Origin of the sequence: Pseudomonas sp. GOM6 (assembly GCF_029537485.1) — a bacterium.
GTDB lineage: Bacteria > Pseudomonadota > Gammaproteobacteria > Pseudomonadales > Pseudomonadaceae > Aquipseudomonas.
Map to the genome: position 1 here is coordinate 528,984 of NZ_JARPUS010000001.1, position 24,012 is coordinate 552,995.

The 24,012-nt window shown below is 60.9% G+C and carries 18 protein-coding genes and 1 pseudogene; 8 read left to right on the plus strand and 11 right to left on the minus strand.

Annotation, left to right across the window (positions count from 1 at the left end):
- The first annotated feature begins 3 nt into the window (after positions 1-3).
- The 7 genes from aroK (at position 4) to P7A97_RS02525 (ending at position 11,593) form a co-directional block, all read left to right on the plus strand.
- Complete coding sequence (gene aroK, locus P7A97_RS02495; RefSeq protein WP_277688341.1) at positions 4-522, plus strand: shikimate kinase AroK; 519 nt, start codon at positions 4-6, stop codon at positions 520-522.
- A 50-nt stretch (positions 523-572) separates the two neighbouring features.
- Positions 573-1,676, plus strand: coding sequence for a 3-dehydroquinate synthase (gene aroB, locus P7A97_RS02500; protein ID WP_277688342.1), 1,104 nt, complete (start codon positions 573-575; stop codon positions 1,674-1,676).
- A gap of 9 nt (positions 1,677-1,685) precedes the next feature.
- Positions 1,686-3,278, plus strand: a complete 1,593-nt coding sequence (locus tag P7A97_RS02505) for an AAA family ATPase (protein ID WP_277688343.1) — start codon at positions 1,686-1,688, stop codon at positions 3,276-3,278.
- 245 nt (positions 3,279-3,523) lie between these two features.
- On the plus strand, positions 3,524-7,972 hold the full coding sequence (gltB, locus tag P7A97_RS02510) for a glutamate synthase large subunit (protein WP_277688344.1): 4,449 nt from the start codon (positions 3,524-3,526) through the stop codon (positions 7,970-7,972).
- A 33-nt stretch (positions 7,973-8,005) separates the two neighbouring features.
- A complete protein-coding gene (locus P7A97_RS02515; RefSeq protein WP_277688345.1) occupies positions 8,006-9,424 on the plus strand; it encodes an FAD-dependent oxidoreductase in 1,419 nt (472 codons plus the stop codon).
- A gap of 225 nt (positions 9,425-9,649) precedes the next feature.
- The gene (gene hemE / locus P7A97_RS02520) at positions 9,650-10,717 is read left to right on the plus strand and encodes a uroporphyrinogen decarboxylase (RefSeq protein WP_277688346.1); all 1,068 of its coding nucleotides are present in this window, start codon (positions 9,650-9,652) and stop codon (positions 10,715-10,717) included.
- A gap of 108 nt (positions 10,718-10,825) precedes the next feature.
- Positions 10,826-11,593, plus strand: a complete 768-nt coding sequence (locus tag P7A97_RS02525; RefSeq protein ID WP_277688347.1) for a ParA family protein — start codon at positions 10,826-10,828, stop codon at positions 11,591-11,593.
- A gap of 58 nt (positions 11,594-11,651) precedes the next feature.
- Here P7A97_RS02525 and P7A97_RS02530 read toward each other — a convergent pair whose 3' ends face one another.
- The 4 genes from P7A97_RS02530 to P7A97_RS02545 all read right to left on the minus strand — a co-directional run bounded on the left by P7A97_RS02530 (position 11,652) and on the right by P7A97_RS02545 (position 15,376).
- Positions 11,652-12,446 (minus strand): universal stress protein, encoded by a 795-nt coding sequence (locus tag P7A97_RS02530; RefSeq protein ID WP_277688348.1) that lies wholly within the window; start codon positions 12,444-12,446, stop codon positions 11,652-11,654.
- Positions 12,447-12,555: 109 nt separating this feature from the next.
- Positions 12,556-12,999 (minus strand): YiiD C-terminal domain-containing protein, encoded by a 444-nt coding sequence (locus tag P7A97_RS02535; protein WP_277688349.1) that lies wholly within the window; start codon positions 12,997-12,999, stop codon positions 12,556-12,558.
- A 90-nt stretch (positions 13,000-13,089) separates the two neighbouring features.
- Positions 13,090-13,524, minus strand: a complete 435-nt coding sequence (trxC, locus tag P7A97_RS02540) for a thioredoxin TrxC (protein ID WP_277688350.1) — start codon at positions 13,522-13,524, stop codon at positions 13,090-13,092.
- Positions 13,525-13,585: 61 nt separating this feature from the next.
- Positions 13,586-15,376, minus strand: coding sequence for an SLC13 family permease (locus P7A97_RS02545; protein ID WP_277688351.1), 1,791 nt, complete (start codon positions 15,374-15,376; stop codon positions 13,586-13,588).
- A 220-nt stretch (positions 15,377-15,596) separates the two neighbouring features.
- On the opposite strand from P7A97_RS02545, the gene P7A97_RS02550 reads away from it, so the two are divergent.
- Positions 15,597-16,844, plus strand: coding sequence for an MFS transporter (locus tag P7A97_RS02550; protein ID WP_277688352.1), 1,248 nt, complete (start codon positions 15,597-15,599; stop codon positions 16,842-16,844).
- Positions 16,845-16,877: 33 nt separating this feature from the next.
- On the opposite strand, the gene P7A97_RS02555 is transcribed toward P7A97_RS02550, so the two are convergent.
- The 7 genes and pseudogenes from P7A97_RS02555 to P7A97_RS02585 form a co-directional block, all read right to left on the minus strand.
- Entirely contained in the window at positions 16,878-17,474 is a 597-nt protein-coding gene (locus tag P7A97_RS02555) for a hypothetical protein (RefSeq protein ID WP_277688353.1), read from the minus strand.
- Between the two features lie 128 nt (positions 17,475-17,602).
- The gene (locus P7A97_RS02560) at positions 17,603-18,667 is read right to left on the minus strand and encodes a hypothetical protein (protein ID WP_277688354.1); all 1,065 of its coding nucleotides are present in this window, start codon (positions 18,665-18,667) and stop codon (positions 17,603-17,605) included.
- Positions 18,668-18,810: 143 nt separating this feature from the next.
- A complete protein-coding gene (locus tag P7A97_RS02565; RefSeq protein ID WP_277688355.1) occupies positions 18,811-19,284 on the minus strand; it encodes a hypothetical protein in 474 nt (157 codons plus the stop codon).
- Positions 19,285-19,338: 54 nt separating this feature from the next.
- On the minus strand, positions 19,339-20,295 hold the full coding sequence (locus P7A97_RS02570) for a hypothetical protein (RefSeq protein ID WP_277688356.1): 957 nt from the start codon (positions 20,293-20,295) through the stop codon (positions 19,339-19,341).
- A complete protein-coding gene (locus P7A97_RS02575; protein WP_277688357.1) occupies positions 20,286-22,967 on the minus strand; it encodes a toxin VasX in 2,682 nt (893 codons plus the stop codon). The genes P7A97_RS02570 and P7A97_RS02575 overlap by 10 nt, the downstream gene beginning before the upstream one ends.
- Positions 22,964-23,539, minus strand: a complete 576-nt coding sequence (locus P7A97_RS02580; RefSeq protein WP_277688358.1) for a DUF4123 domain-containing protein — start codon at positions 23,537-23,539, stop codon at positions 22,964-22,966. The genes P7A97_RS02575 and P7A97_RS02580 overlap by 4 nt, the downstream gene beginning before the upstream one ends.
- Positions 23,536-24,012: pseudogene (locus tag P7A97_RS02585) on the minus strand (type VI secretion system tip protein VgrG); the annotation flags it as partial. The pseudogene P7A97_RS02585 and the gene P7A97_RS02580, both read right to left, overlap by 4 nt.

The following is a 24,012-nucleotide window of genomic DNA, read 5'->3' on the forward strand; positions in this document are numbered from 1 at the left end:
ATCGTGCAGAACGTGATCTTGGTAGGCCCGATGGGGGCAGGTAAAAGCACCATCGGGCGATTGTTGGCGAAAGAGTTGCGGTTGCAGTTCAAAGATTCGGATAAGGAAATTGAGCAAAGAACTGGTGCCGATATTCCCTGGATTTTTGATGTTGAGGGAGAGCAGGGCTTTCGTGATCGTGAGCAACTCATGGTTGCGGAACTGTGTGAGTTACAGGGCGTTGTGATCGCGACTGGCGGTGGTGTGGTTCTCCGGGCGGAGAACCGCAAGGCATTGCGAGAAGGTGGTCGGGTTGTTTATCTGCATGCGTCTGTTGAGCAGCAGTTGGAGCGAACCTCCCGCGATCGCAATCGTCCCCTGTTGCGCACTGCTGAACCGGGCAAGGTTCTGCGGGCTTTGATGGACATCCGCGATCCACTCTATCGCGAGATCGCCGATGTGATCATTGAGACCGATGAGCGCCCGCCGCGATTGGTCGTGCAGGAAATCATCGAGCGCTTTGAGGCGCTTCCGCCCCGTTAAAGACAGGGGCCAACTGCGCTATTCTATGGCCCTTTCTAATCGGGGGCTTCATGCAGACTCTTACTGTTGATCTGGGCGAGCGTAGTTATCCCATCTACATCGGTGCTGGCATCCTCTCAGAGCCGTACTTGCTCAAGCGTCACTTAGCCGGGCGGCAAGTCGCAATCGTTACCAACGAAACCGTTGCGCCCCTCTATCTGGAGCAGATCGAGCAGTCTCTGTCTGGGTGTGAATCGGTCTCGGTAGTACTGCCGGACGGCGAGAGTTTCAAGAACTGGGAAACCTTGCAGCTGATCTTCGATGGTTTGCTGCAGGCGCGGCATGACCGTAAGACCACTATTGTTGCTCTGGGAGGTGGTGTCGTCGGTGATATGGCTGGTTTCGCTGCGGCCTGTTACCAGCGCGGTGTGGATTTCATCCAGGTGCCTACCACGCTGCTCTCTCAGGTCGACTCTTCGGTTGGCGGAAAGACGGGTATCAATCATCCGCTTGGCAAGAATATGGTGGGTGCGTTTTATCAGCCTAATGCTGTGCTGATCGATACCTTGGTGCTGAATACGTTACCGGCGCGTGAGCTCTCGGCCGGATTGGCTGAAGTGATCAAATACGGGCTGATCTGCGATCTGGATTTCCTGGGCTGGCTTGAGTTGCACATTGATCAGTTGCGCGCACTGCAGCCGGATGCGCTGGTGCAGGCGATCGAGCGCTCATGTGCGGCCAAGGCTCGTGTGGTCGGGGTGGATGAGCGGGAGTCCGGTCTTCGCGCGATTCTTAATCTTGGCCACACTTTTGGGCATGCCATCGAAACCCATATGGGTTATGGCGAATGGCTGCATGGTGAAGCGGTGGCTGCGGGCACTGCCATGGCTCTGGATATGTCGGCTCGACTTGGCTGGATCAGTGAAGCTGAGCGTGACCGCGGCCTGCGCTTGTTATTGCGTGCAGGGCTGCCGGTCATTCCTCCGCTGGATATGGCTCCTGAGGATTTCCTCCAGCACATGGCTGTCGATAAGAAGGTGCTTGATGGTCGTTTACGCCTAGTTCTGCTGCGCAAGCTGGGCGAGGCCGTGATCACCGATGACTTTCCGCGGGAAGTATTGAATGCCACGCTGCGTGCGGATTACCGCGCGCTAGCGGATCAGCTTGGACAATAAGAGAGCTCCATGACCAGTTTGCATGCCGACGAGGCGTTTCTCGAGCATTATCAGTTCAGCCACGATCCCTTTGCTGCGAGGGTTCCGGGCTTTCGTTTCTATCCGGCGCAGCGCAAGCCAGTGCTTGGGCAGCTCCATCATTTGGCTCGCTACAGTCAATTGCTTCTGGTCGTTGCGGGCCCTCAGGGTAGCGGCAAGACCTTGTTGCGCCAGGCTCTGGTCGCCAGCACCAACAAGCAGGCGGTTCAGTCCGTCGTTGTGTCTGCCCGCGGTGCGGGTGACGTGGCTGGCATTTTGCGGCAGGTCGCTCAGGGGCTTGGCGTGCAGCAGGCAGATGTGCCGAGCATTCTCGCGCATGTTGCTCAGTTGACGCTCACCGGGCAGGAGGTCTACCTGCTGGTGGATGATGCCGAGCAGCTGGCCGATCCTGCGCTCAATACCCTGTTTACCCTGGCGGTAGGGGCAGATGGTGCTCGCCCTCATGTTTTCCTCTTTGCGCAAAGCGATTTTCTTGAGCGCCTCGAGCAGCAGGCAGATGGCGAGGAGCGCTTTCATGCTATTGAGTTGCAGCCTTATGACGAGGAAGAGACACGCCAGTATCTGGCACAGCGTCTGGACGGTGCTGGGCAAGGTATAGATCTGTTGACTGATGAGCAGATCGAGGAAATTTACATCGGCTCTGGCGGCTGGCCGGGCGCGATCAATCAGGTGGCTCGCGATGTACTGGTTGAGGCCATGCTGGCTCAGCGCAATGCTGGCGTTGTCGCTGGGAAGGGGTTGCCGAAAAAGCACCTGCTGGCGCTGGCGGTGGTGGCTGTCGCATTAGGCGCTGCATGGCTGATGCAAGGGGAGAGCGGCTCTACTCCTGTCGTGGCAGTCGAGAAACCCATCGAGTTGATCGCTCAGGAGTCTTCCTCGGCGCAGGTGGGTGCATCTTCTGCTGAAGCAGAGGCGGCCAATGCTCGCGCGCAGGCGCAGGTTGAGTTTTCTGGTACTGCTCAACCATTGCCGTTGCCTTTGGTGGGTGAGGCACAGCCGGTGATTCGTGAGCCGCTGGCGCAGGCGTCGGGAATGGAGGACGAGCAGGGGGCGACAACTACCGCGCCGGCCATGGTAGAGGCTCCAGCTCCTGCGCCTGTGGTGCCGACCATCGCGAGCGCTCCTGCACAGCCTGCGACACCTATGCCTGAGGTCAAGGTGCCGGAAGTAAAGGCGGCGCCGGTACCTGTTCCGGCCCCCAAGCCTGTTGTGTTCAAGCCCGTAGTCACGGAGAAGCCGGCGCCGGTTGTTGCCAAGACGGCTGCCAGTGCTGGGGCGGGTGACTGGTATGCGGCGCGGCCTGCGAGCGGCTATGCGCTGCAGATTCTCGGCACTCGCTCGGAGAGTAGTGCCAAGGCTTTCGTCGGAAAGCACGGCGCTGAATACCGCTACTTCAAGAAGCTGCACCAGGGGCAGCCGCTATATGTGGTGACGTTCGGCCAGTTCGCCAGCCGGGCAGCCGCGCAGGCGGCGATCAAGACGCTGCCGGCCGATGTGCAGGCCGGCAAGCCTTGGCCGCGCAGCTTTGCCAGCATTCAGCAGGAGGCAATCCGGGTGCGTTGATGGCCTGTGATTTGCCTGTCATTTGGTGACTGGATGGTCCTAGCACGGGCCTCTGGTCGCTGCCTTTCGTTCAAGCGACAGAAGTTTTCATCTGGCCGTCACGAAAATTTGTGACGGCCAGGGTCGATATGTACAATGACCCCCCTTTGCCTGCGCCAAGCTGGTGCGTTGCCCTGCGCGGTCGGCAGCTAGGTCAATGAATTAGAAAGCTATTTGCCCTCGAGGCAAGCCTGGTGAGAGTGTCTATGAAAGCAGGTCTGTACCATCCTGATCAGTTCAAGGATAACTGCGGCTTCGGCCTGATCGCCCACATGCAGGGCGAGGCGAGCCATCACTTGCTGAATACTGCTATTGAAGCGCTGACCTGCATGACCCACCGCGGCGGCATCAACGCCGACGGTAAGACCGGTGACGGTTGCGGTCTGTTGATCCAGAAGCCGGATCTGTTCCTGCGCGCAGTGGCTCGCGACGAGTTCGCGCGTGAGCTGCCGCAGCAGTACGCCGTGGGTATGGTGTTCTTCAATCAGGACCCGGCCAAGGCCGAGGCCGCTCGCGAAAACATGAACCGCGAGATCCTGGCCGCCGGCCTGGAACTGATTGGCTGGCGCAAGGTGCCGGTCGATACCAGCGTGCTCGGTCGTCTGGCTCTGGAGCGCCTGCCGATCATCGAGCAGGTGTTCATCGGTGGCGAAGGTCTGGACGACCAGCAGTTCGCCATCAAGCTGTTCAGCGCCCGCCGCCGCTCCTCGGTGGCCAATGCTGCCGACAGCGATCACTACATCTGCAGCTTCTCGGCGAAGACCATCATCTATAAAGGTCTGATGATGCCGGCGGACCTGCAGCAGTTCTATCCGGACCTTGGCGACGAGCGCCTGCAGACCGCCATCTGCGTATTCCATCAGCGCTTCTCCACCAATACCCTGCCGAAATGGCCGCTGGCGCAGCCGTTCCGCTTCCTCGCCCACAACGGCGAGATCAACACCATTACTGGCAATCGCAACTGGGCCCTGGCGCGTCGTCTGAAGTTTGCCAACGACCAGATCCCTGATCTGGAAGAGCTGGGCCCGCTGGTCAACCGCGTCGGCTCCGACTCCTCGAGCATGGACAACATGCTCGAGCTGATGGTGACCGGTGGCATCGACCTGTTCCGTGGCGTGCGCATGATCATTCCGCCGGCCTGGCAGAACGTCGAGACCATGGACGCCGACCTGCGCGCGTTCTACGAGTACAACTCCATGCACATGGAGCCCTGGGACGGCCCGGCCGGCGTAGTGCTGACCGACGGTCGCCATGCCGTCTGCCTGCTTGACCGCAACGGCCTGCGCCCGGCGCGCTGGGTTACCACCAAGAACGGCTACATCACCCTGGCGTCGGAAATCGGCGTGTGGGACTACAAGCCGGAAGACGTGATCGCCAAGGGCCGTGTCGGTCCGGGCCAGATCCTCGCGGTGGACACCGAGACCGGTCAGGTGCTGGACACCGACGCCATCGACAATCGCCTGAAGTCGCGTCACCCCTATAAGCAGTGGCTGCGTCAGGGCGCGGTACGTATCCAGGCCAGCCTGGAAGACCGCGACCACGGTTCGCCGTTCTACGACAGCGATCAGCTCAAGCAGTACATGAAGATGTTCCAGGTCACCTTCGAGGAGCGTGACCAGGTGCTGCGCCCGCTCGCCGAGCAGGGCCAGGAAGCCGTCGGCTCGATGGGCGACGATACGCCGATGGCCGTGCTCAGCCAGCGCGTGCGTTCGCCGTTCGACTACTTCCGCCAGCAGTTCGCCCAGGTCACCAACCCGCCGATCGACCCGCTGCGCGAGTCCATCGTCATGTCCCTGGAAGTCTGCCTGGGTGCCGAGCGCAACATCTTCGAGGAGTCTCCGGCCCACGCCAGCCGCGTGATGCTGAGCAGCCCGGTGATCTCCCCGGCCAAGTGGCGCGCGCTGATGAACCTGGCCACGCCGGGCTTCGAGCGCCAGGTCATCGACCTCAACTATGATCCGGCCATCGGCCTGGAAGCGGCGGTACGCAACATCGCCGATCAGGCCGAGGAGGCGGTGCGTAGCGGCAAGGTGCTGCTGGTCCTGTCCGATCGTCACATCGCCCCGGGCAAGCTGCCGGCGCACGCCGCGCTGGCCACCGGTGCCGTGCACCATCGCCTGACCGAGAAAGGTCTGCGCTGCGACTGCAACATCTTGGTTGAGACTGCCACTGCGCGTGACCCGCACCACTTCGCTGTGCTGGTCGGTTTCGGCGCCTCCGCCGTGTATCCGTTCCTGGCCTACGAAGTGCTGGGCGACCTGATCCGTACCGGTGAAGTGCTGGGCGACCTCTACGAGGTGTTCAAGTACTACCGCAAGGGCATCTCCAAGGGCCTGTTGAAGATCCTGTCGAAGATGGGCATTTCCACCATCGCCTCGTACCGTGGTGCCCAGCTGTTCGAAGCCGTCGGCCTGGCTGATGAGGTCACCGAGCTGTGCTTCCGTGGCGTGGCCAGCCGTATCCAGGGTGCGCGTTTCGTCGACATCGAGGCCGAGCAGAAGCTGCTGGCCGCCGAGGCCTGGAATAACCGCAAGGCCATCCAGCAGGGTGGGCTGCTCAAGTTCGTCTACGGTGGCGAGTACCACGCCTACAACCCGGACGTGGTCAACACCTTGCAGGCTGCCGTCCAGCAGGGCAACTACGAGAAGTACCAGGAGTACGCGGCGCTGGTCGACCAGCGCCCGGTGTCGATGCTGCGCGATCTGCTGCAGGTCAAGCTGGCCGAGCAGCCGCTGAGCCTGGATGAGGTCGAGCCGCTGGGTGAAGTGCTCAAGCGCTTCGACTCTGCCGGTATCTCCCTCGGTGCACTCTCTCCGGAGGCCCACGAAGCCATCGCCGAGGCCATGAACCGCCTGGGCGCGCGCTCCAACTCCGGTGAGGGCGGCGAAGACCCGGCCCGCTACGGCACCGTACGCAGCTCGAAGATCAAACAGGTGGCCACCGGCCGCTTTGGCGTCACGCCGGAGTATCTGGTTAACGCCGAAGTCCTGCAGATCAAGGTCGCCCAGGGCGCCAAGCCCGGTGAGGGCGGGCAGCTGCCGGGCGGCAAGGTCAATGGTCTGATCGCCAAGCTGCGCTATGCGGTGCCGGGCGTGACCCTGATCTCGCCGCCGCCGCACCACGATATCTATTCGATCGAAGACCTGGCGCAGCTGATCTATGACCTCAAGCAGGTCAACCCGTCCGCGCTGGTGTCGGTCAAGTTGGTGGCCGAGGCCGGTGTCGGCACCATCGCCGCCGGTGTGGCCAAGGCCTACGCCGACCTGATCACCATTTCCGGCTACGACGGTGGTACCGGCGCTTCGCCGCTGACCTCGATCAAGTACGCCGGCAGCCCGTGGGAACTCGGCCTGGCCGAGACCCATCAGACCCTGCGTGGCAACGATCTGCGCGGCAAGGTGCGGGTGCAGACCGACGGCGGCCTGAAGACCGGCCTCGACGTGATCAAGGCCGCGATCCTCGGCGCCGAGAGCTTCGGCTTCGGCACCGGCCCGATGGTCGCCCTGGGCTGCAAATACCTGCGCATCTGTCACCTGAACAACTGCGCCACCGGCGTCGCGACTCAGAACGACAAGCTGCGCAAGGATCACTTCATCGGTACCGTCGAGATGGTGATGAACTACTTCACCTACATCGCCGAAGACACCCGTCAGTGGCTGGCCAAGCTGGGCGTGCGCAGCCTCGGCGAGCTGATCGGGCGTACCGATCTGCTCGAGATGCTACCGGGCGAGACTGCCAAGCAGGGCAACCTGGATCTGAGCCCGCTGCTGGCCAGCGAGCACATCCCGGCTGACAAGCCACAGTTCTGCGAAGTGGAAAAGAACCCGCCGTTCGACCAGGGTCTGCTGGCCGAGAAGATGGTCGAGTTGGCCAAGGACGCCATCGCCGGCAAGACTGGCGGCGAGTACGCACTGGATATCTGCAACTGCGACCGTTCCATCGGTGCGCGCGTATCCGGCGAAATCGCCAAGGTCCACGGCAACCAGGGCATGAAGGACGCGCCGATCACCTTCACCTTCAAGGGCACTGCGGGCCAGAGCTTCGGCGTGTGGAACGCCGGTGGCCTGCACCTGCGCCTGGAAGGCGATGCCAACGACTACGTCGGCAAGGGTATGACCGGCGGCAAGCTGGTGATCACTCCGCCGGCCGGCAGCCCGTTCAAGACCCAGGAGTCGGCCATCGTCGGCAACACCTGCCTGTACGGTGCCACCGGCGGCAAGCTGTTCGCTGCGGGCACTGCTGGTGAGCGTTTTGCCGTGCGCAACTCCGGTGCACATACCGTGGTGGAAGGAACTGGTGACCACTGCTGCGAATACATGACCGGCGGTTTCGTCTGCGTACTGGGCAAGACCGGCTACAACTTCGGTTCCGGCATGACCGGCGGTTTCGCTTATGTGCTGGACCTGGACAACAGTTTCGTTGACCGCGTTAACCACGAGCTGGTGGAAATCCAGCGCATCAGCAATGAGTCCATGGAGGCTTACCGTAACCACCTGCACGGCGTGCTCGCCGAGTACGTGGCGGAAACTGCCAGCCCGTGGGGTACTCACTTGCTGGAGAACCTGGACGATTACCTGCGCAAGTTCTGGCTGGTCAAACCGAAGGCCGCGAGCCTCGGTTCGCTGCTGTCCAGCACCCGTGCCAACCCGCAATAACTTGCGCCTGAAGTGGTTTGATGAGGTTTTGAAATGACTGAACGTCTGAACAACGACTTCCAGTTCATCGAAGTCGGGCGCAAAGACCCGAAGAAGAAGCTGCTGCGCCAGCGCAAGAAGGAGTTCGTGGAAATCTACGAAGCCTTCAAGCCGGCCCAGGCCGCCGACCAGGCACACCGTTGCCTGGGCTGCGGCAACCCGTACTGTGAGTGGAAGTGCCCGGTGCACAACTTTATTCCGAACTGGCTCAAGCTGGTGTCGGAAGGCAATATCCTGGCCGCCGCCGAACTGAGCCACCAGACCAACACCCTGCCGGAAGTCTGCGGCCGTGTGTGTCCGCAGGATCGTCTGTGCGAGGGTGCCTGTACCCTCAACGACGGCTTCGGCGCGGTGACCATCGGTTCGGTGGAGAAGTACATCACCGACACCGCCTTCGCCATGGGCTGGCGTCCGGACATGTCCAAGGTCAAGCCGACCGGCAAGCGCGTTGCGGTGATCGGCGCCGGCCCGGCCGGCCTGGGCTGCGCCGATGTGCTGGTGCGCAACGGCGTGACTCCGGTGGTGTTCGACAAGAACCCGGAAATCGGCGGCCTGCTGACCTTCGGCATCCCCGAGTTCAAGCTGGAAAAGACCGTGATGAGCCGTCGCCGCGAAGTCTTCACCGGCATGGGCATCGAGTTCCGCCTGAACACCGAGATCGGCAAGGACGTGACCATGCAGCAGCTGCTGGATGAGTACGATGCCGTGTTCATGGGCATGGGTACCTACACCTACATGAAAGGCGGCTTCCCGGGCGAGGACCTGCCGGGCGTCACCGACGCGCTGGACTTCCTGATCGCCAACGTCAACCGCAACCTCGGCTTCGAGAAGTCTCCGGAAGACTTCATCGACATGAAGGGCAAGCGCGTGGTCGTACTCGGCGGCGGTGACACGGCGATGGACTGCAACCGCACCTCGATTCGCCAGGGCGCCAAGGCCGTGACCTGCGCCTACCGCCGTGACGAAGAGAACATGCCGGGCTCGCGCAAGGAAGTGAAGAACGCCAAGGAAGAGGGCGTGAAGTTCCTCTTCAACCGCCAGCCCATCGCCATCGTCGGCGAGGACAAGGTGGAAGGCGTCAAGGTGGTCGAGACCCGTCTCGGCGAGCCGGACGCCCGTGGCCGCCGCAGCCCCGAGCCGATTCCGGGCTCCGAGGAAATCATCCCGGCGGAAGCCGTGCTGATCGCCTTCGGTTTCCGTCCCAGCCCGGCTGCCTGGTTCAGCGATTTCAAGATCGACACCGACAGCCAGGGGCGTGTGGTGGCGCCGGAGAAGAACCAGTTCAAGCACCAGACCAGCAACCCGAAGATCTTCGCCGGTGGCGACATGGTGCGGGGTTCCGACCTGGTTGTGACGGCGATCTTCGAAGGCCGCAACGCCGCCGAAGGCATCCTCGACTACCTAGGCGTCTGATTGGCGCCCGGCTTGAGCTGGGACAAATCGTCGCGATAGACAAAAGGCACGGCACTCGCCGTGCCTTTTGTTTTGCGGTCTGCGAAAATGCCCGCACTTTTTCTGCGCCAAGGCGCGCGGGTGCCTGTGATCCGGGACCCGCCCGGAGGAAGGGGGTCGCCGCCGCGCGGCCATCGCATACTCCCGCTGCAACGCTTCCCTGCCGATTTTCCAGGAATCCTGCCGATGTCCGCCCTGAAGAACGACCGTTTCCTGCGCGCCCTGCTCAAGCAACCCGTCGACGTCACGCCCGTATGGATGATGCGCCAGGCCGGTCGTTACCTGCCGGAGTATCGCGCCACTCGCGCCAAGGCCGGTGACTTCGTCAGCCTGATGAAGAACCCCGAGTTGGCCTGCGAGGTGACGATTCAGCCGCTGGATCGCTACCCGCAGATCGACGCCGCGATCCTCTTCTCCGATATCCTCACCATTCCCGATGCCATGGGCCAGGGTCTGTACTTCGAGACCGGCGAGGGCCCGCGCTTCAGGAAGGTGGTGTCGAGCATGGCGGATATCGAGGCCCTGCCGATTCCCGACGCCGAGCAGGACCTGGGCTACGTGATGGATGCCGTACGCACCATTCGCCGCGAGCTGAATGGCCGCGTGCCGCTGATCGGCTTCACTGGTAGCCCCTGGACCCTGGCCACCTATATGGTCGAGGGCGGCTCCAGCCGCGACTTCCGCAAGTCCAAGGCGATGCTCTACGACAACCCGCAGGCCATGCACGCCCTGCTCGACAAGCTGGCTCGCTCCATCACTGCCTATCTGAATGGACAGATCCAGGCCGGCGCCCAGGCGGTGCAGATCTTCGATTCCTGGGGCGGTGCGCTGTCTTCGGCGGCTTACCAGGAGTTTTCTCTGCGCTACATGAAGCAGATCATCGACGGCCTGATCCGCGAGCACGGCGGTCGTCGTGTGCCGGTGATCCTGTTTACCAAGGGTGGCGGCCTGTGGCTGGAGTCCATGGCCGACACCGGCGCCGAGGCCCTGGGCCTGGACTGGACCTGCGACATCGGCAGCGCGCGTCAGCGCGTGGGGGATAGAGTCGCCCTGCAGGGCAACATGGACCCGGCCGTGCTGCATGCCAAGCCGGCGGCCATCCGCGCCGAGGTGGCGCGTATCCTCGCCGCCTACGGGCCGGGCAATGGCCAGGTGTTCAACCTCGGCCACGGCATCACGCCGGAAGTGCCGCCGGAGCACGCCAAGGCTTTCTTCGAGGCAGTGCACGAGCTGTCTGCGCAGTACCATCAGTAACTTAAAAGGGCCGCGAATGCGGCCCTTCGTATTTCTACCAGAATGCTTCCTCGCCCTTGTCATGGGCTTTGCATAGAATTCGGTCATCTGCGATCAGGGAGGTATGTCATGCGGCGAGTGGTCTTCAATCAGAAGGGTGGGGTGGGCAAGTCCAGCATTGCCTGCAATCTGGCGGCGGTGAGTGCGGCTGAAGGGTATCGCACCCTATTGATTGATCTGGATGCTCAGGCCAACTCGACGCACTACCTCACCGGGCTGACTGGCGAGGAAATACCGATGGGTATCGCCGAGTTCTTCAAGGGCACCCTGTCTTCGGGGCCTTTCGGCAAGAAGGGGGGGGTGGATATCTATGAGACGCCCTTCGACAACCTGCATGTGGTGACCGCCACCGCTGAGCTGGCCGAGTTGCAGCCGAAGTTGGAGCAGAAGCACAAGATCAACAAGCTGCGCAAACTGCTGGAAGAAATCTCCGAAGATTACGACCGAATCTACATGGACACGCCGCCAGCGCTGAACTTCTATACGGTTTCTGCGTTGATCGCCGCTGATCGCGTGTTGATTCCTTTCGATTGTGACAGCTTCTCGCGCAATGCCCTGTACGGCCTGCTGGCAGAGATCGAAGAGCTCAAGGGCGACCACAACGAAGACCTGGAAGTCGAGGGTATCGTGGTCAACCAGTTCCAGCCGCGCGCGACCCTGCCGCAGCAGCTGCTCGACGAGCTGATCGAGGAGGGGCTGCCGGTGTTGCCGGTCAATCTGATGAGTTCGGTGAAAATGCGCGAGTCGCACCAGGCCTGCATGCCGCTGATCCATCTGGATCGCAGCCACAAACTGACCCAACAGTTTGTCGAGCTGCACAAGCTGCTGGATAACTGAGATCTACACACAAGACAAAGGCGCCAGAAGGCGCCTTTGTCGTTTCTGCCTGGGCGGTTCAGCGCACGACGAACACGTCGCAGGGCGCTTTGTGCAGGTAGTGCTGGGCCAGGCTGCCGAGCAGCGCCTGTGAGATTGCGCTGCGGCCATGGCTGCCCAGCACTAGCAGCTGAGGTTGGCGACTGCTGATGTATTCCTGCAGCGAGCGCAGGATGCCGCCAACCTTGACTTCGTGGCTGAGTTTGGGGGCGTTGGCAGGCAGGCGCTGGGCCTCGTCGTGGAGCAGTTGATCGATGAGTGCGCGCTGAGTGAGCAGTTCGGCTTCGGCGAGGGCACTGTTCTTCTGTGGTTCAAATACGTGCAAGGCGTGGATGCCGGCGTCACCAGGCAGCAGCAGGCAGGCCTCGTGCAGAGCGGTGCAGGCGCACAGGGAGAAGTCGATGGCGGCCACCGCACTGCGGTAGGGACTGGCCTCGTCGCGCGCCACCAGCAGCAGCGGCACCGGGCAGCGCCGAGCGATACGATCCAGCGTGGTGCCGGAGAAGAATTCGTGGCGCTGATGATGGGCACCCAGGACCAGCAGATCGGCGCCGCACTGTTGCACCTGTTCCAGCACTGCATCGGCCGGCTTGCCCTGAGTCAGGCGCAGCTGGCTACCAGTGGGTGCGAACTGGGTGAGGCTGCGATCCAGGCTCTGCTCGATGCGTTCGCGCTCGGCCTGATCCAGGCGTGGGTCGAAGACATGCAGCAGGGTCAGTTTGGCATCGTGCTGGCGCGCCAGCTGAGCGGCACGGCGTAGTGCCAGGTCCGCGGTGTCACGTAGGTCATGGGCGATAAGGATGTGTCTGGTCATTGCTCTCCCCTTTGCGCCGCGGGTTGGCGCGGCGACGTGAAACCTCTGCGGGTTTTTAGAATGAGCTTTCTAAATAGACCCGCAATTGATCCACGGCAAGTCCCATGCGTCAGTGCTTGCGCAATTGGTACAGCGCACTTGATTCGGCCACCACTTCGCCTGCTGTGTCGAGCAGCTGCAACTCCAGCCGGTAGTCGGCTTTTCCGTGCTGTTCGGCCTCCTCTTGAATGCGCGCGACGTCCTCTTTCGACAGACATGCTTGGATACGAATATCACTGGTGGCGGGGCGGCGAAAACGCAGGTGCATGTCCTTGATCAGCGGGTAGAAACGCTGGCTGTCAAAACTGGTGAGGAACAGTGCGCCGCCAGGAATTTCGGCGAGGGTGAACAGGGCTCCGGCATACATGCTGCCGATATGGTTCTGGTTGCCGGTCAGCGGCATGTGCAGGCAAACGCGACCAGGTTCCAGGATCTCGGCTCTGAGACCGCAGCGTTTGACGAAATCGATTTTTTCTTCGGTCAGTACACGGGCCAATTCGGCGGGTATTGGCATGGCGAGGCTCCTGGCGATAGAGCCATCGAGCCTAGCCTGGCGACGCCAGTGAGCAATGACGCGGACGCTCGCTGACGCTGACCGATCCGCTCAGATGCCCTGGCCACGCAGCCAGGCCAGTAGTTGCGGTAGCGGCATGGCGCCGCTCTGACGGGCGACTTCAACGCCGCCGCGAAACAGGATCAGGCTGGGAATGGAGCGGATGCCGAGTTGCGCGGACAGTTGCTGATTGCCCTCGCTGTCCAGCTTGGCCAGACGGCAGCGGCCCTGCAGTTGCGCGGCGGCTTGTTCGAACGTCGGTGCGAAGCTGCGGCATGGTCCGCACCAGCTGGCCCAGACATCCACCAGCAGCGGCAGGTCGCCCTTGAGCTGGCTGGCGAAGTTGGTTTGGCTCAGTGTGAACGGCGTGTCGGGCACGACCGCGCTTTTGCAGCGCCCGCAGCGTGGACTGTCGCCCAGGCGCTCGCCAGGGATGCGGTTGAGGCCGTTGCAGGACGGGCAGGGAATCAGCAGGGGGGCAGGCATGTCGGGTGGCTCCATCGGCTCAGGCTGAGTAGATGGAGCCATCACGCCGACATATCAAGGTTCACAGCGGTGTCAGCGGCCAGAACAGCGGGATCACCAGCGTCGCCACGGCCCAGAGGATCAGGTTGAGCGGCGCGCCAACCCGGAAGAAGTCGGCAAAGCGATAACCGCCGGCGTTGTAGACGAAGGTGTTGGTTTGGTAACCGATCGGCGTGGCGAAGCTGGCGCTGGCGGCGAACATGACCGCGACCACGAAGGCGCGCGGGTCGACTCCCAGGTGTTGGGCCACGCCAATCGCGATGGGAGTGACCAGCACCGCCACGGCGTTGTTCGACAGCATCTCGGTGAGGATCGAGGTGAACAGGTAGATGAAGCTCAGCATCAACAGCGGGCCGGCCCAGGGCAGCAGCCCCATGACGTTCTCCACCAGCAGCTTGACCAGACCGACCTTGTCCATGGCGATACTGATCGCCAGCATGCCGAAGATCAGCCCCAGCACGCGCCAGTCCACCGCCTTGTAGGCGTCCTCGACGTCCAGGCAGCGGGTGGCCAGGACGGTGACTGCGCCGATGATGGCCAGGCCCTCGATCGGCATCACGCCGAAGGCGGCCAGCACCATTACGGCCAGGGTGGCGATAATTGCGATGGGCGCTTTGTCGCGGCGGTACGAGCGCTCCTGCACAGTGTTGAGGCTGATCAGCTCGCCGTTGTCGGCGAAGCGCTTGATCTGCGTCGGCGTGCCCTCCACCAGCATCACGTCGCCAAACTGCAGGTGGAAGTCGTCGAGGTTGCCGGAGATGTTCTCATCCTGGCGGTGCACGGCCAGGACGGCGATACCGTAGCGTGCGGTGAGGTCGAGGTCGCGCATCGGGCGGTTGCTGAAGCGCGAGTTGCGCCCGACGATGGCCTCGGCCAGCACCACGTCATGGTTGCTGATGGTCTCGAAGGCTTCGCTGCGGCTGAAGCTCAGGTGGCCGCTACCACGCAGTTCGACCACATCCTTCACCTGGCCATGGATCACCAGCTGGTCGCCCGCCATCAACACTGTGTCGTGGCTGGGCTCGGTGAATTCCAGCTGGTCGCGGAAGATCTTCAGCACCTGCATGCCGCTGCCGCCGTTGAGGTTGGCCTCGGACAGGGTCTTGCCGATCATCGGCGAGTCGTGGGGCACCAGCAGCTCGCTCATGAAGGTGCGGCCCAGATCCGGGCGCAGCTGCTTGGACAGGGTTTCGCGCTCCGGCAAAAGATGGCGGCCAATCGTCAGCAGATAGAGCATGCCAGCGGCCGCGAGGATCAGGCCTGCGCCGGTGATTTCGAACATGCCGAAGGGTTCAAGGCCGGCCTTGCGCGCCACGCCGTCGACCAGGATGTTGGTCGAGGTGCCGATCATGGTCAGGGTGCCGCCGAGGATGGTGGCATAGGACAACGGGATCAGCAGCTTGGAGGGCAGGGTGCCGGCGCGGCGCGCCAGGGAGATCGCCACCGGGGTGAGGATGGCCACCACCGGGGTGTTGTTGAGGAAGGCCGAGATCACCAGCGCCGTGACGGTCAGGCCGGTGAGTACGCGAATCGGGCTGGTGCCGACCAGGTCGCCCAGCCAGTTGCCGAGGGCGTCGATGCAGCCGGTGCGCTCCAGGGCTGCGGAAAGCACGAACATGCAGGCAATGGTCACCGGTGCCGAGTTGCTCAGCACGCTGAGGACTTCCCCTGGTGTCAGCAACTGACTGATCAGTAGCGCGGCCACGGCGATCGCTGCCACTACGTCCGGGCTCCACTTTTCCCGAATGAAGGCGTAGAGCACCCAGATCAGCAGGGCGGCGACGAACAGCAGGGGCAGTGAATCCCAGGGCATGGGTATCCTTAAACGCGTGCGAATCTCAGGTGAGGTATCGGGCGCCCGCAGGCAGCCGCACAGGGGCGAGAAGATAAGGCTTGCTGCTTAGATAGTCTAAGAATGTTTTTAGAGGTTTATATTCTATTTTTAAAGGGTTGGCGGGCGTCGAAATGCGCCTCCCTAGCCCCTGTTTGAGCTCTTTCGCTACTCTTGGCGACCTCTTTCGGATAGGCCACCCATGACTGCTTCGGATCGCCCCAGCAACGCCTCCCTGGTGCTCCTCGCGTCCCTCTATTGCGCCCAGGGGCTGCCCTCCGGCCTGGTGGCGCATTCGTTGCCGGTGTTGTTGCGGCAGAGCGGTGTCGACCTGGCGCTGATCGGCTTGCTCAAGCTGCTGGCGCTACCCTGGCTGCTCAAGGTGCTGTGGGCCCCCTGGATCGACCGCATCGGCTCGCGCCGCCTCGGTCATCACCGGGGCTGGATACTGCCACTGCAGGCTTTGGTGATCGGCTGCCTGGTTGGGCTGGCGCTGATCGAGCCGCAGGCGCTGTTCGGCTCGGCGTTCTGGTTGCTGCTCGGCACCTTGCTGCTGATCAACCTCGCCGCCGCCAGTCAGGACGTGGCCACCGACGGCCTGGCCGTGCGCCTGCTGCCGGAGCGCTGGCGCGGCCTGGGCAACAGCCTGCAGGTAGGGGGTTACAAGGTCGGCATGCTGGCCAGCGGCAGCGGCCTGCTGCTGGTGATCGGCGGGCTGGGCTGGAGCCTGTCCATCGGCCTGCTGGCGGTTGCCTTGTTGTTGCTGACCCTGCCGATCTGGCTGTTCCCGGAAAAACGCCTGCTACCGCAGCACCATGAACAGGCAGAACCCGCCGGCCCCGGTTTGCTCTGGCGCCATTACAAAGGCCTGCTGGCCCAGCCCGGTATGTTCGCCTGGCTGGCGGTGGTGCTGACCTTCAAGCTCGGCGATGCGCTTGGTTCACCGATGATCAAGCCAATGCTGGTGGACCAGGGCTGGAGCACCGCGGCGCTCGGCCAACTGACCCTGATCAGCAGCCTGGCCGGCATCGGCGGCGCGCTGCTCGGCGGATTGCTCTATGCCCGCATCGGCGCGCTGCGCTCGCTGCTGACCTTCGGCGCACTGCAGGCACTGGGTATCGCTGGTATGGCACTACTGGTGGGGCGCGGTGCCGATACGGCCTTGGTCTACGCGATTGCGTTGTTCGAACAGATCGCCGACGGCATGTCCACCGTCGCCCTGTTCGCCGTGATGATGCGTATGTGCCGCCCCGAGCATGAAGGCGCGGATTTCACCTTGCAGGCGAGTGCACAGTTGTTGTTAGCTGGACTTGTCGGGGCCTGGAGTGGACTGCTGGCTACCTGGGTGGGCTATGAGGGATTGTTTGTCGCGGCAGCGTTGTTGGGGCTAACCATGCTGGTTTTTGTTACGGGCTATTGGCGGTGTTTGCGGCAGATCCAGGCTGCCTAGCTTAATGCCACTTCGTTGAGTCTCTGGCTTCTGCTAAGTGCTACATGCGGCCATTTCGCTAGATGTCCCTATTAGATGAATGTCTATTCGCTGGGGTAGCAATGGGACAAGACGCTTTAGGTCGTTCATCACCAAGTGCAATGGACGGAACGTATTGATCAGAAGGTGCGGGAACTCACCTGAGCGACAGGTCTTGATGCGGTATTGCCTCCAGCGGTGTGTTCCGAGGCGTCCTTCGTATACTTCCTTTGATTCCAGAGTGATTGACTCGATTTCAACAAACGGAATTCGGATATCGGTGTTGAGTTCTGGAAATCGACCGCACTCTACCTTTAATAGAAGGCCTTCTGGATCCACATAGGCTTCGGTTCTGTCCGGTAGAATGTTGCGCTCAAGCCACCAGAAGACTGCAAGAGGAAGACTCAGCGTCGTCATTAGCATGATGCAGGTTAACCAGCCCTGCTCTATTGTTAGGCTCATCAGGAACAGCCCAAATGGGATTAGGATGCATGCGCTGAAGATTTTCCCTCTGTGAGTGTTCGGCTGGTGCACCAGTGGAGTGAAACGATCGAACTTTTCATCGGCAAAGTGGGCATTGTCGGCGAAGAGTCGAATTCGATGCTGTTGCATCACCATTCCTTGGTTTGATTAGTTTTGCGGTTGCCAGCAGTCAGTTGTGCTAACGGAACCAGTGGATAGCCCTCAGGCAGGCTGCCGGCGATACGGATGTTAATGCTGGTTAGCCCCATCTAGGGCCATCAATCAACATACTCGACATGGCGGGCCATCAGGTTGGGACGGTGCATGGTGTCGATAAGGCGAACACGGTTTTCCATATCGCTGAGTTTTGCGGCGAAGGTCTCGTCGTCCATGTCGAGCCAGTAGCGAGGCTTGCGGTTTGTCCGGCGGTCGTGCTCGGCTGATACCGGGTCGAGGTGGCGGTTTTTCTCGAAGCAGGGCAGCTCCGGTAACGGGCGGCTGGCGTCCATGTAGTTCTGAAAGAAGTCCCACAGGGCGAGCGGTGGTTGTGGGAGGCGGTCCGGCGCCAACAGGGAGGAGAAGTTGATGGTGATGTTGCGATAGCGGTGGGCCAGGTAGAGGAAGTTCATCGGCAGCCCCTGGCGATCCGGCGAGGTGGCGAGGTAAGCGTCGAACTCGTGGAAAGGCGCGATGATCTCACCGATGGTGCCGTTCTTCTTGTACTCACCGTTATTGTCGTAGTCGAACAGGGTCACCAGGCCGGTACGCCGATTGAGCTCCCAGATAGGGCCGCGGGAAGGTTTGAACCATAGGCGGGGGAAGTGATTGATAACTAAGGAGCCAAGGCCCCAGCAAAACAGTGGTGCACCTATGAGGAAGATAAAAAGTGGGGCAGTATCTGCTGTTGTTTTTAACCATGGCTCGTCCAGTGCACTTATAACCATTAAATAGGCTAGAGCTGATATCACCGTATTGAGATAAAAAAGAAATCTCCCCCCTCCACATAGATACAGCCAAAAATGCGAACGTTTGGATAGCCCCGCATAACGATAACGTTCGTGATCATACACGGCGTGTAAGTCGATACCTTCCATGGGGCGTTTCTTGTAAATGCCCAGGGCTTTTTCTTCTTCCCGCTTTTTATCGAACGCCTCCCAGAAGCGCATGCTCTTGGGCGTCGGGTCGGTCATGATTTTTTCCGGCGCGACGTCTTGAGCGTTTCCCCAGGGCAAGCGGCTGCCGCCCAGCTTGCGCCACCAGGCGCGCTCGGCTGAGGCGGGTTGGCCGGGGATGCACGCTGGGTTATAGGCGGTGCTGGCGTAGTAGGCGTTGTCTTGTGTCACGTGTGGGGTATCCAAGGCTTATTCGCTGGCCCAGAAGAGTTGCTCGTTAGCGATGTTACCCGGGCAAGCCGCGCTCACGTTCCGTCGATAAGGCGAGGGCCACAGACCTCGGCTAGTTCGGTGACTATAGGTGGCCGCAAGACTTACGTCGGCCCGACCTGCCGCGCATTGCCTGCGTTCCGATTGATGAGTGCGTTGGCTTCAGCCAGAAAAGTCTCTGTCAGAGATACGTTGCTCAAAAAGAAGCGCTGGTTATTTTCCCTCATGTCGATCGTCAGCGACTTGAAGAATGGATTGCGTCGAGCGCGAATCTTCTTGATATCGCTGGCACTAAGCAGTTCTGTACGACGGTAGGACTCGGACTCGTCATCGTACTGAATTCCGTTGTCCGTCAACGAGACGCGAACATGTTGGTCACGTCGGCCTAATGTAGACGCAATAGCCAGAATGACGTTTGCGGTCAGCGATAGTCCGAGAGGCCAACCAAGCACGTACTCATCGAGACTGCCAAAAGGGAAAAATACAAGAAATAGCTGTGCGCTTGTGATGGCGGCACTGGACAGTGTCCAGGACAGTACGCTGAGGTATTGGGCATGGTTCCAGGTGGCTTGTTGCATGGTCTTTCCTTGACCTCTTTAAGTGTATGTACGGTGACAAGCGGGCGAACGATGCTACACGTTCAGCCCGCGCTCCCTTTCCAGGTCGATGAGGCGAGTGGTCGGGCCGTTTGGCTGTAGGCGCTCTGTGACGATCTGTGGCCAACGATTACGGGAGCGGCGCTTGGCGATGTTGTAGGTGAACTCTTGCAGCCAGTTCATCGGGTAGAAAAGCAGGTGCCCCAGATAGAGAACCGCATCAGTCCACTCCAGATAGTTCCTGCCCTCGTTGGCTGCTTTTTTGTCAGCAATCTTTTGCCGCCGGAAGGCAAGAAAGCCTGTGGGTTTGGTATGGGCAGAAAGCATTTCCTTTACGTATGCATCGGAGTCGCTGCGCTGGCCGTTCTCATCGAACCAGGGACCATTGTCCATATAGGCACGTAGCCATTCCCATAGGCCTTTTTGCATTTGCAGGGTTTTGCCCATCGGCGGGCCAAGGCTTATCAGCAACGCGTTATCGGGCTCGCCGAGGCGGCGTACGAGGATTTCCAGGGAGGCATTTCGCATGCCACCGGTATGTGGGCCAACCATGAGGAATTCGCCTGCCAGCGCCTGTATACCGTCCCAGGGGCTGTGGTATAGCTTGCCGTTGTGATCGAAATAGACTTCTCGGGTGCGGCGGTTCAAGAGTATCGGCAAGGGGAGTGGATGGCGGGTTTCCCACAGGAACGGAATAACGAACAGAGCGGCTGCTAAAATAACTCCGGTCCATATCCCGTCAGTATTTCCGCTCAAGATGAGGATGGAGCACATGATAAGCGCTGCTACACTACCTACTCCTCCCAATGCTCCTGTTAGCATTCCCGTGTCGGAATCCCCGCCGGTCTTGATGGCCAAATAATGCGCGGTATGTTCATCGGTAACGAACATTTCCCACGGCTTTTCTCCTGTGGACTCATCGGCGCGTAAGAGCACGCTGGGGGACTGCCCGAAGCGAGTACGAGCTTGCTGGATCAGGTCGCTTACAGCCATGCAAGTTCCTTGATTTCTATAGGGGGGAGAGTCAGTCCCTCGAAGGGTGAATAGCTCAGTTCACCGCGAACGGCGTCGAGCTTGTCACCGTTCTCTTCGTGATAAACGCGGCGGTAGACAGCCACGCCAGGTTCGGGTTTGACCCGTGTGCCGCCATGGTGATCGAAGTCCTTCCCGGTCCATTCCACTGCCTTGCGGGTGCCGCCCAAACCGAAGAAGCTACCCCAGGTTTCGTGCCCTTTGAAATGGATCATGTCATCAGTCAGCGCGCTCTTGCCTGGCAGTCTTAGCAAGACGTAGGTGATGGTTTGCATGCCACGATATGGATTCAATTCGTTGAGACGGTATGCCTCGAAACTGATGGGGAATACTACCTTGTAAAACTCGGTCATCGACTTTTCGTAACTGGTCGACCAGTCGGCAGGCCGGGTGCCGAATCGGGTACGTTTGACCCAGGTCTCAAGCGGTGTGTCCTGGGTATATTGGCGGGCAATTACTCCGCCGACGATCAGGATGGTCCACCCCAGAGCCCGGGCGGCCAGGTGTGGCGCCACACTGACGCCGCGGCCTATGACGGCAGCCTCGCCAGCGATGACTGCAGCACGGGCGGCACGTATAGCCCGGAAGCTCTGCACGTAAAGACGCAGGTTGGCGGCAGAGGCCAGGGTCAATCCAGCATTGATGGCTGTGGTATCTAAGTCGCCGGCTTTGTAGGCCTCCAGCGCCTCGATGCCGTAGACCAATACGTCAAAGCCCGAGGTCACCGATTGTAGGATCGATGCTTTAGCGCCTACCCCCAGTGCATCAGCCAACGCTTTCTGCGAAGCGATGTGCGTGGCCCCATTGAGCTTGACTGCTGTTTCCCAGTCGACTTCAGAAACTTTTTGTAAGGTCGCGGCTATTGCACTAGAAAGTCCAAAAGTTCCCCCCATAAAACTCAGCCAGCTTTTTCCCGACTGCTTTTCAGTTAGTTGTGAACCACCCCAAATAAAATTCATTCCTGCCATGAGTGCTACCAGGCACTTGATAGGTGCTTTTTCTAGCGCTCCTTTACCGAGAGTAAGCATCCTTTTGAGATCGACATCCGCTGCCATAGATGTAGGGAGGGGCGGCAAGTCTTTGGCGGGTAACAGGCGGAAGAACGGTAGTGCTTCGCTGACCGCAACACTGAGCTGTGTGGGTTTTAGACGAGCTGGCAGATTGGGGCGTGTGCCCATCAGATCGCTCATCCACTCACCCAGTTGCCGCTGAGTGACGGCCTCTATAGCCAGGCGCTGCTGGCTTCGCGCCAGAGCTGCGGCGAGGTAGAGGCGCCCGGCGGCCTTGAAGCCGTCGTCAGCTTTCTGCAGACCCAGGCCGACAATAGGAGCGAGCGCTGTAAAGAGGGCTTCCAATGGCGAACCCAGAATATGCCGGCCCAGTTTATCGGCTGCCTGGTTCAGCAATTGCGCCAGTTTGTGTGCTTCGTTCAGCGCACTTGCACCGTTGTCTCTTGCGCCGTCAGCCAGTCCTACTAGGGAATTGATTTCACCGGCACCGAGGCGTTTGCCCAAACCCAGTAATGCCCAAACCAGCCAGGGTTTGCCCTCTCGCTGCTGGAGTGTCAGGGCATTCGCTATGGCCTTGGCTCCGGGACCTGTTGTCGCCGGGCCAAGGCAGGCTGCAGCGAAGTGGAGTTCCAGCTCTGCACGTGAATCGGGGTGGGTGATGTCGAAATGGCCACAGGCAGTATCCAGACTGGCAGGGCCGCGCTGAGCCAGGGTATTTAGCCAGGCTGACCAAAGCTCGCTGAGGCGGCGCACATCGGCGCTGTATTCTTCCTCCTCTTGCGTTTGCTGCTGCCAGGTAGTTTGTAGCAGGCGGTAATTGGTGATGCTGCGCAATTGGCCGCCGATTTGCGGGTCGCCTTCTGCCAGAGATCTGAGCACGCCTGCCATTGCCCAATCTTCACCGTGCACTTCCCGGGTGACTTTGAACGCCTGCTGACGAGCGCGAAGCAGCTTGGCCAGATCCAGCAATACGCCCCACGGGTCGTCGATCAAGACATAGGCTTGTTGCTCGCAGCGCTGCATGTCGTCGAGCAGCTTTGGCCATGCCGGGCGATGACTGGTTGAGGGTTCACAACTCCAGCCATACCAGTTGGCGTCCATGTAGTCGCCGATACGTTCGTGAATCGTGCGGGCTTGGCCGCTGAAAGGTGCTGCTCCAGGGGTGATGGTGCGCATCACCCGCTGACGTACATCCTCTTTCCCCTTGGCTGAGTTGAACTGGCTATCGCTCCACTGGCGAGGCGACCACGCCAGCATGGCCGGTATTCCTGCGTAAAGGAGTAAATAAGGCAGGCTACGCCCGTCGATGACTTTGCCGCCGCGAGCTGTTTGGGTAAAAGCAGCCGCGCTGACACGGTATTCGACCAATTGTTTTAGGCCGCTCTGCCAGACGTACAGCCAGCCATCGCGTAACAGCCGGGCGGTGTAGTTCAGCGGACGGCCCTTGAGTGGCTCGAAGTAATCGCCTATTGCAGGAAAGTCTCCCTGTACAGCTGGCAGGCCATAGGCGCTGGTATCCACTGTCAGGGTCGGGCCGAGCGCATATCGTAGCGGGAGTACAGCACTGAGCAGGGGGCATCCAGCGACCGTCAAGCTGGATGGAGCGGGAGTTTGAGCAGTCATAGAAGAGCCTCCTGTGCCGTGTCGTCCTGTTCGGCAAGTGCTTCCAGCAGTCCCCAGTCGAGCGTCATTTGCGCGGCTAGATCTAGTTCGGCTGGCGCGCCGTCTTTCTCGGGCTGTTCGTTTTGCCAGGCACAGAAGATTGTGCCTTCGTGATGAAGCCAGATGCGTGAGATTCGGTGCCAGAATCCCACCGGCCATTGCCCTTCGCGCTGCCATGCCTGATACAGAGGTCGGGCGTCACCCAGGCGCAGCCAGAGTTCGCGATGTTCTGGGGTGAAGATGCGCAGACGGCGCTGCAGTATGCGCTGCAGATCGTCCATCGAAGCATCGCTTTCCAGCCAGAGACCATCCTTGATTTCGGTTCCGTGTCTCCAGGCGTCATAGGCCATGCTGCCAACCGGCGCATCCAGCAAAATCGGGCCAGCGTCCGCTATGGGGTCATAGGCCGTACCGAGCAATAACGGTCTTGGTTGATGGCTAGGGAAGCACTGATAAAGCCACGCCGTCGCACTCTCGTAACGAGCTCCGTCGAGCAGAATGGCACCGTTTCCATCGGGCATTGGGGCGCTCATGCCTTATCTCCCTTTGATGCCATAGCGGCCTCACACACCTCACATACGCCAGCTCGGGTGCTGCGGAACAGCATATTTTGTTTTATCAAGGCTTCCAGCGGGATTCCCGGCACGTCCGCATCCGCCGGCTTCGCCGCGCCCGGCAATACTGGCGCCGCCCCCGAACCGCTACCCGGACTGCCGCCCGAGTTGATCTTGATCTGCGGGCCGACCAGAGTGACGCCGCTGGCGTCCAGTTTGATGAAGCTGCCGGCGGCCTTGAAGGTGAGTTCGGCGCCGGCTTCGAGGACGACCTTGAGGCCGCTGGACAGGTGGATCTCGTTACCGGCTTCTACGAACTGCCCCGTGCCTAGCTTCACATGCTGGGTGCTGGCCACGGTGAGGTGGTCGTTGGCGCGGATTTCGGTCTTGCGGTCGGCGTGGGTGGTGCGGTGTTCTTCGGCTTTCAGCTCGGTGTAGCTGTTGGCTTCGAC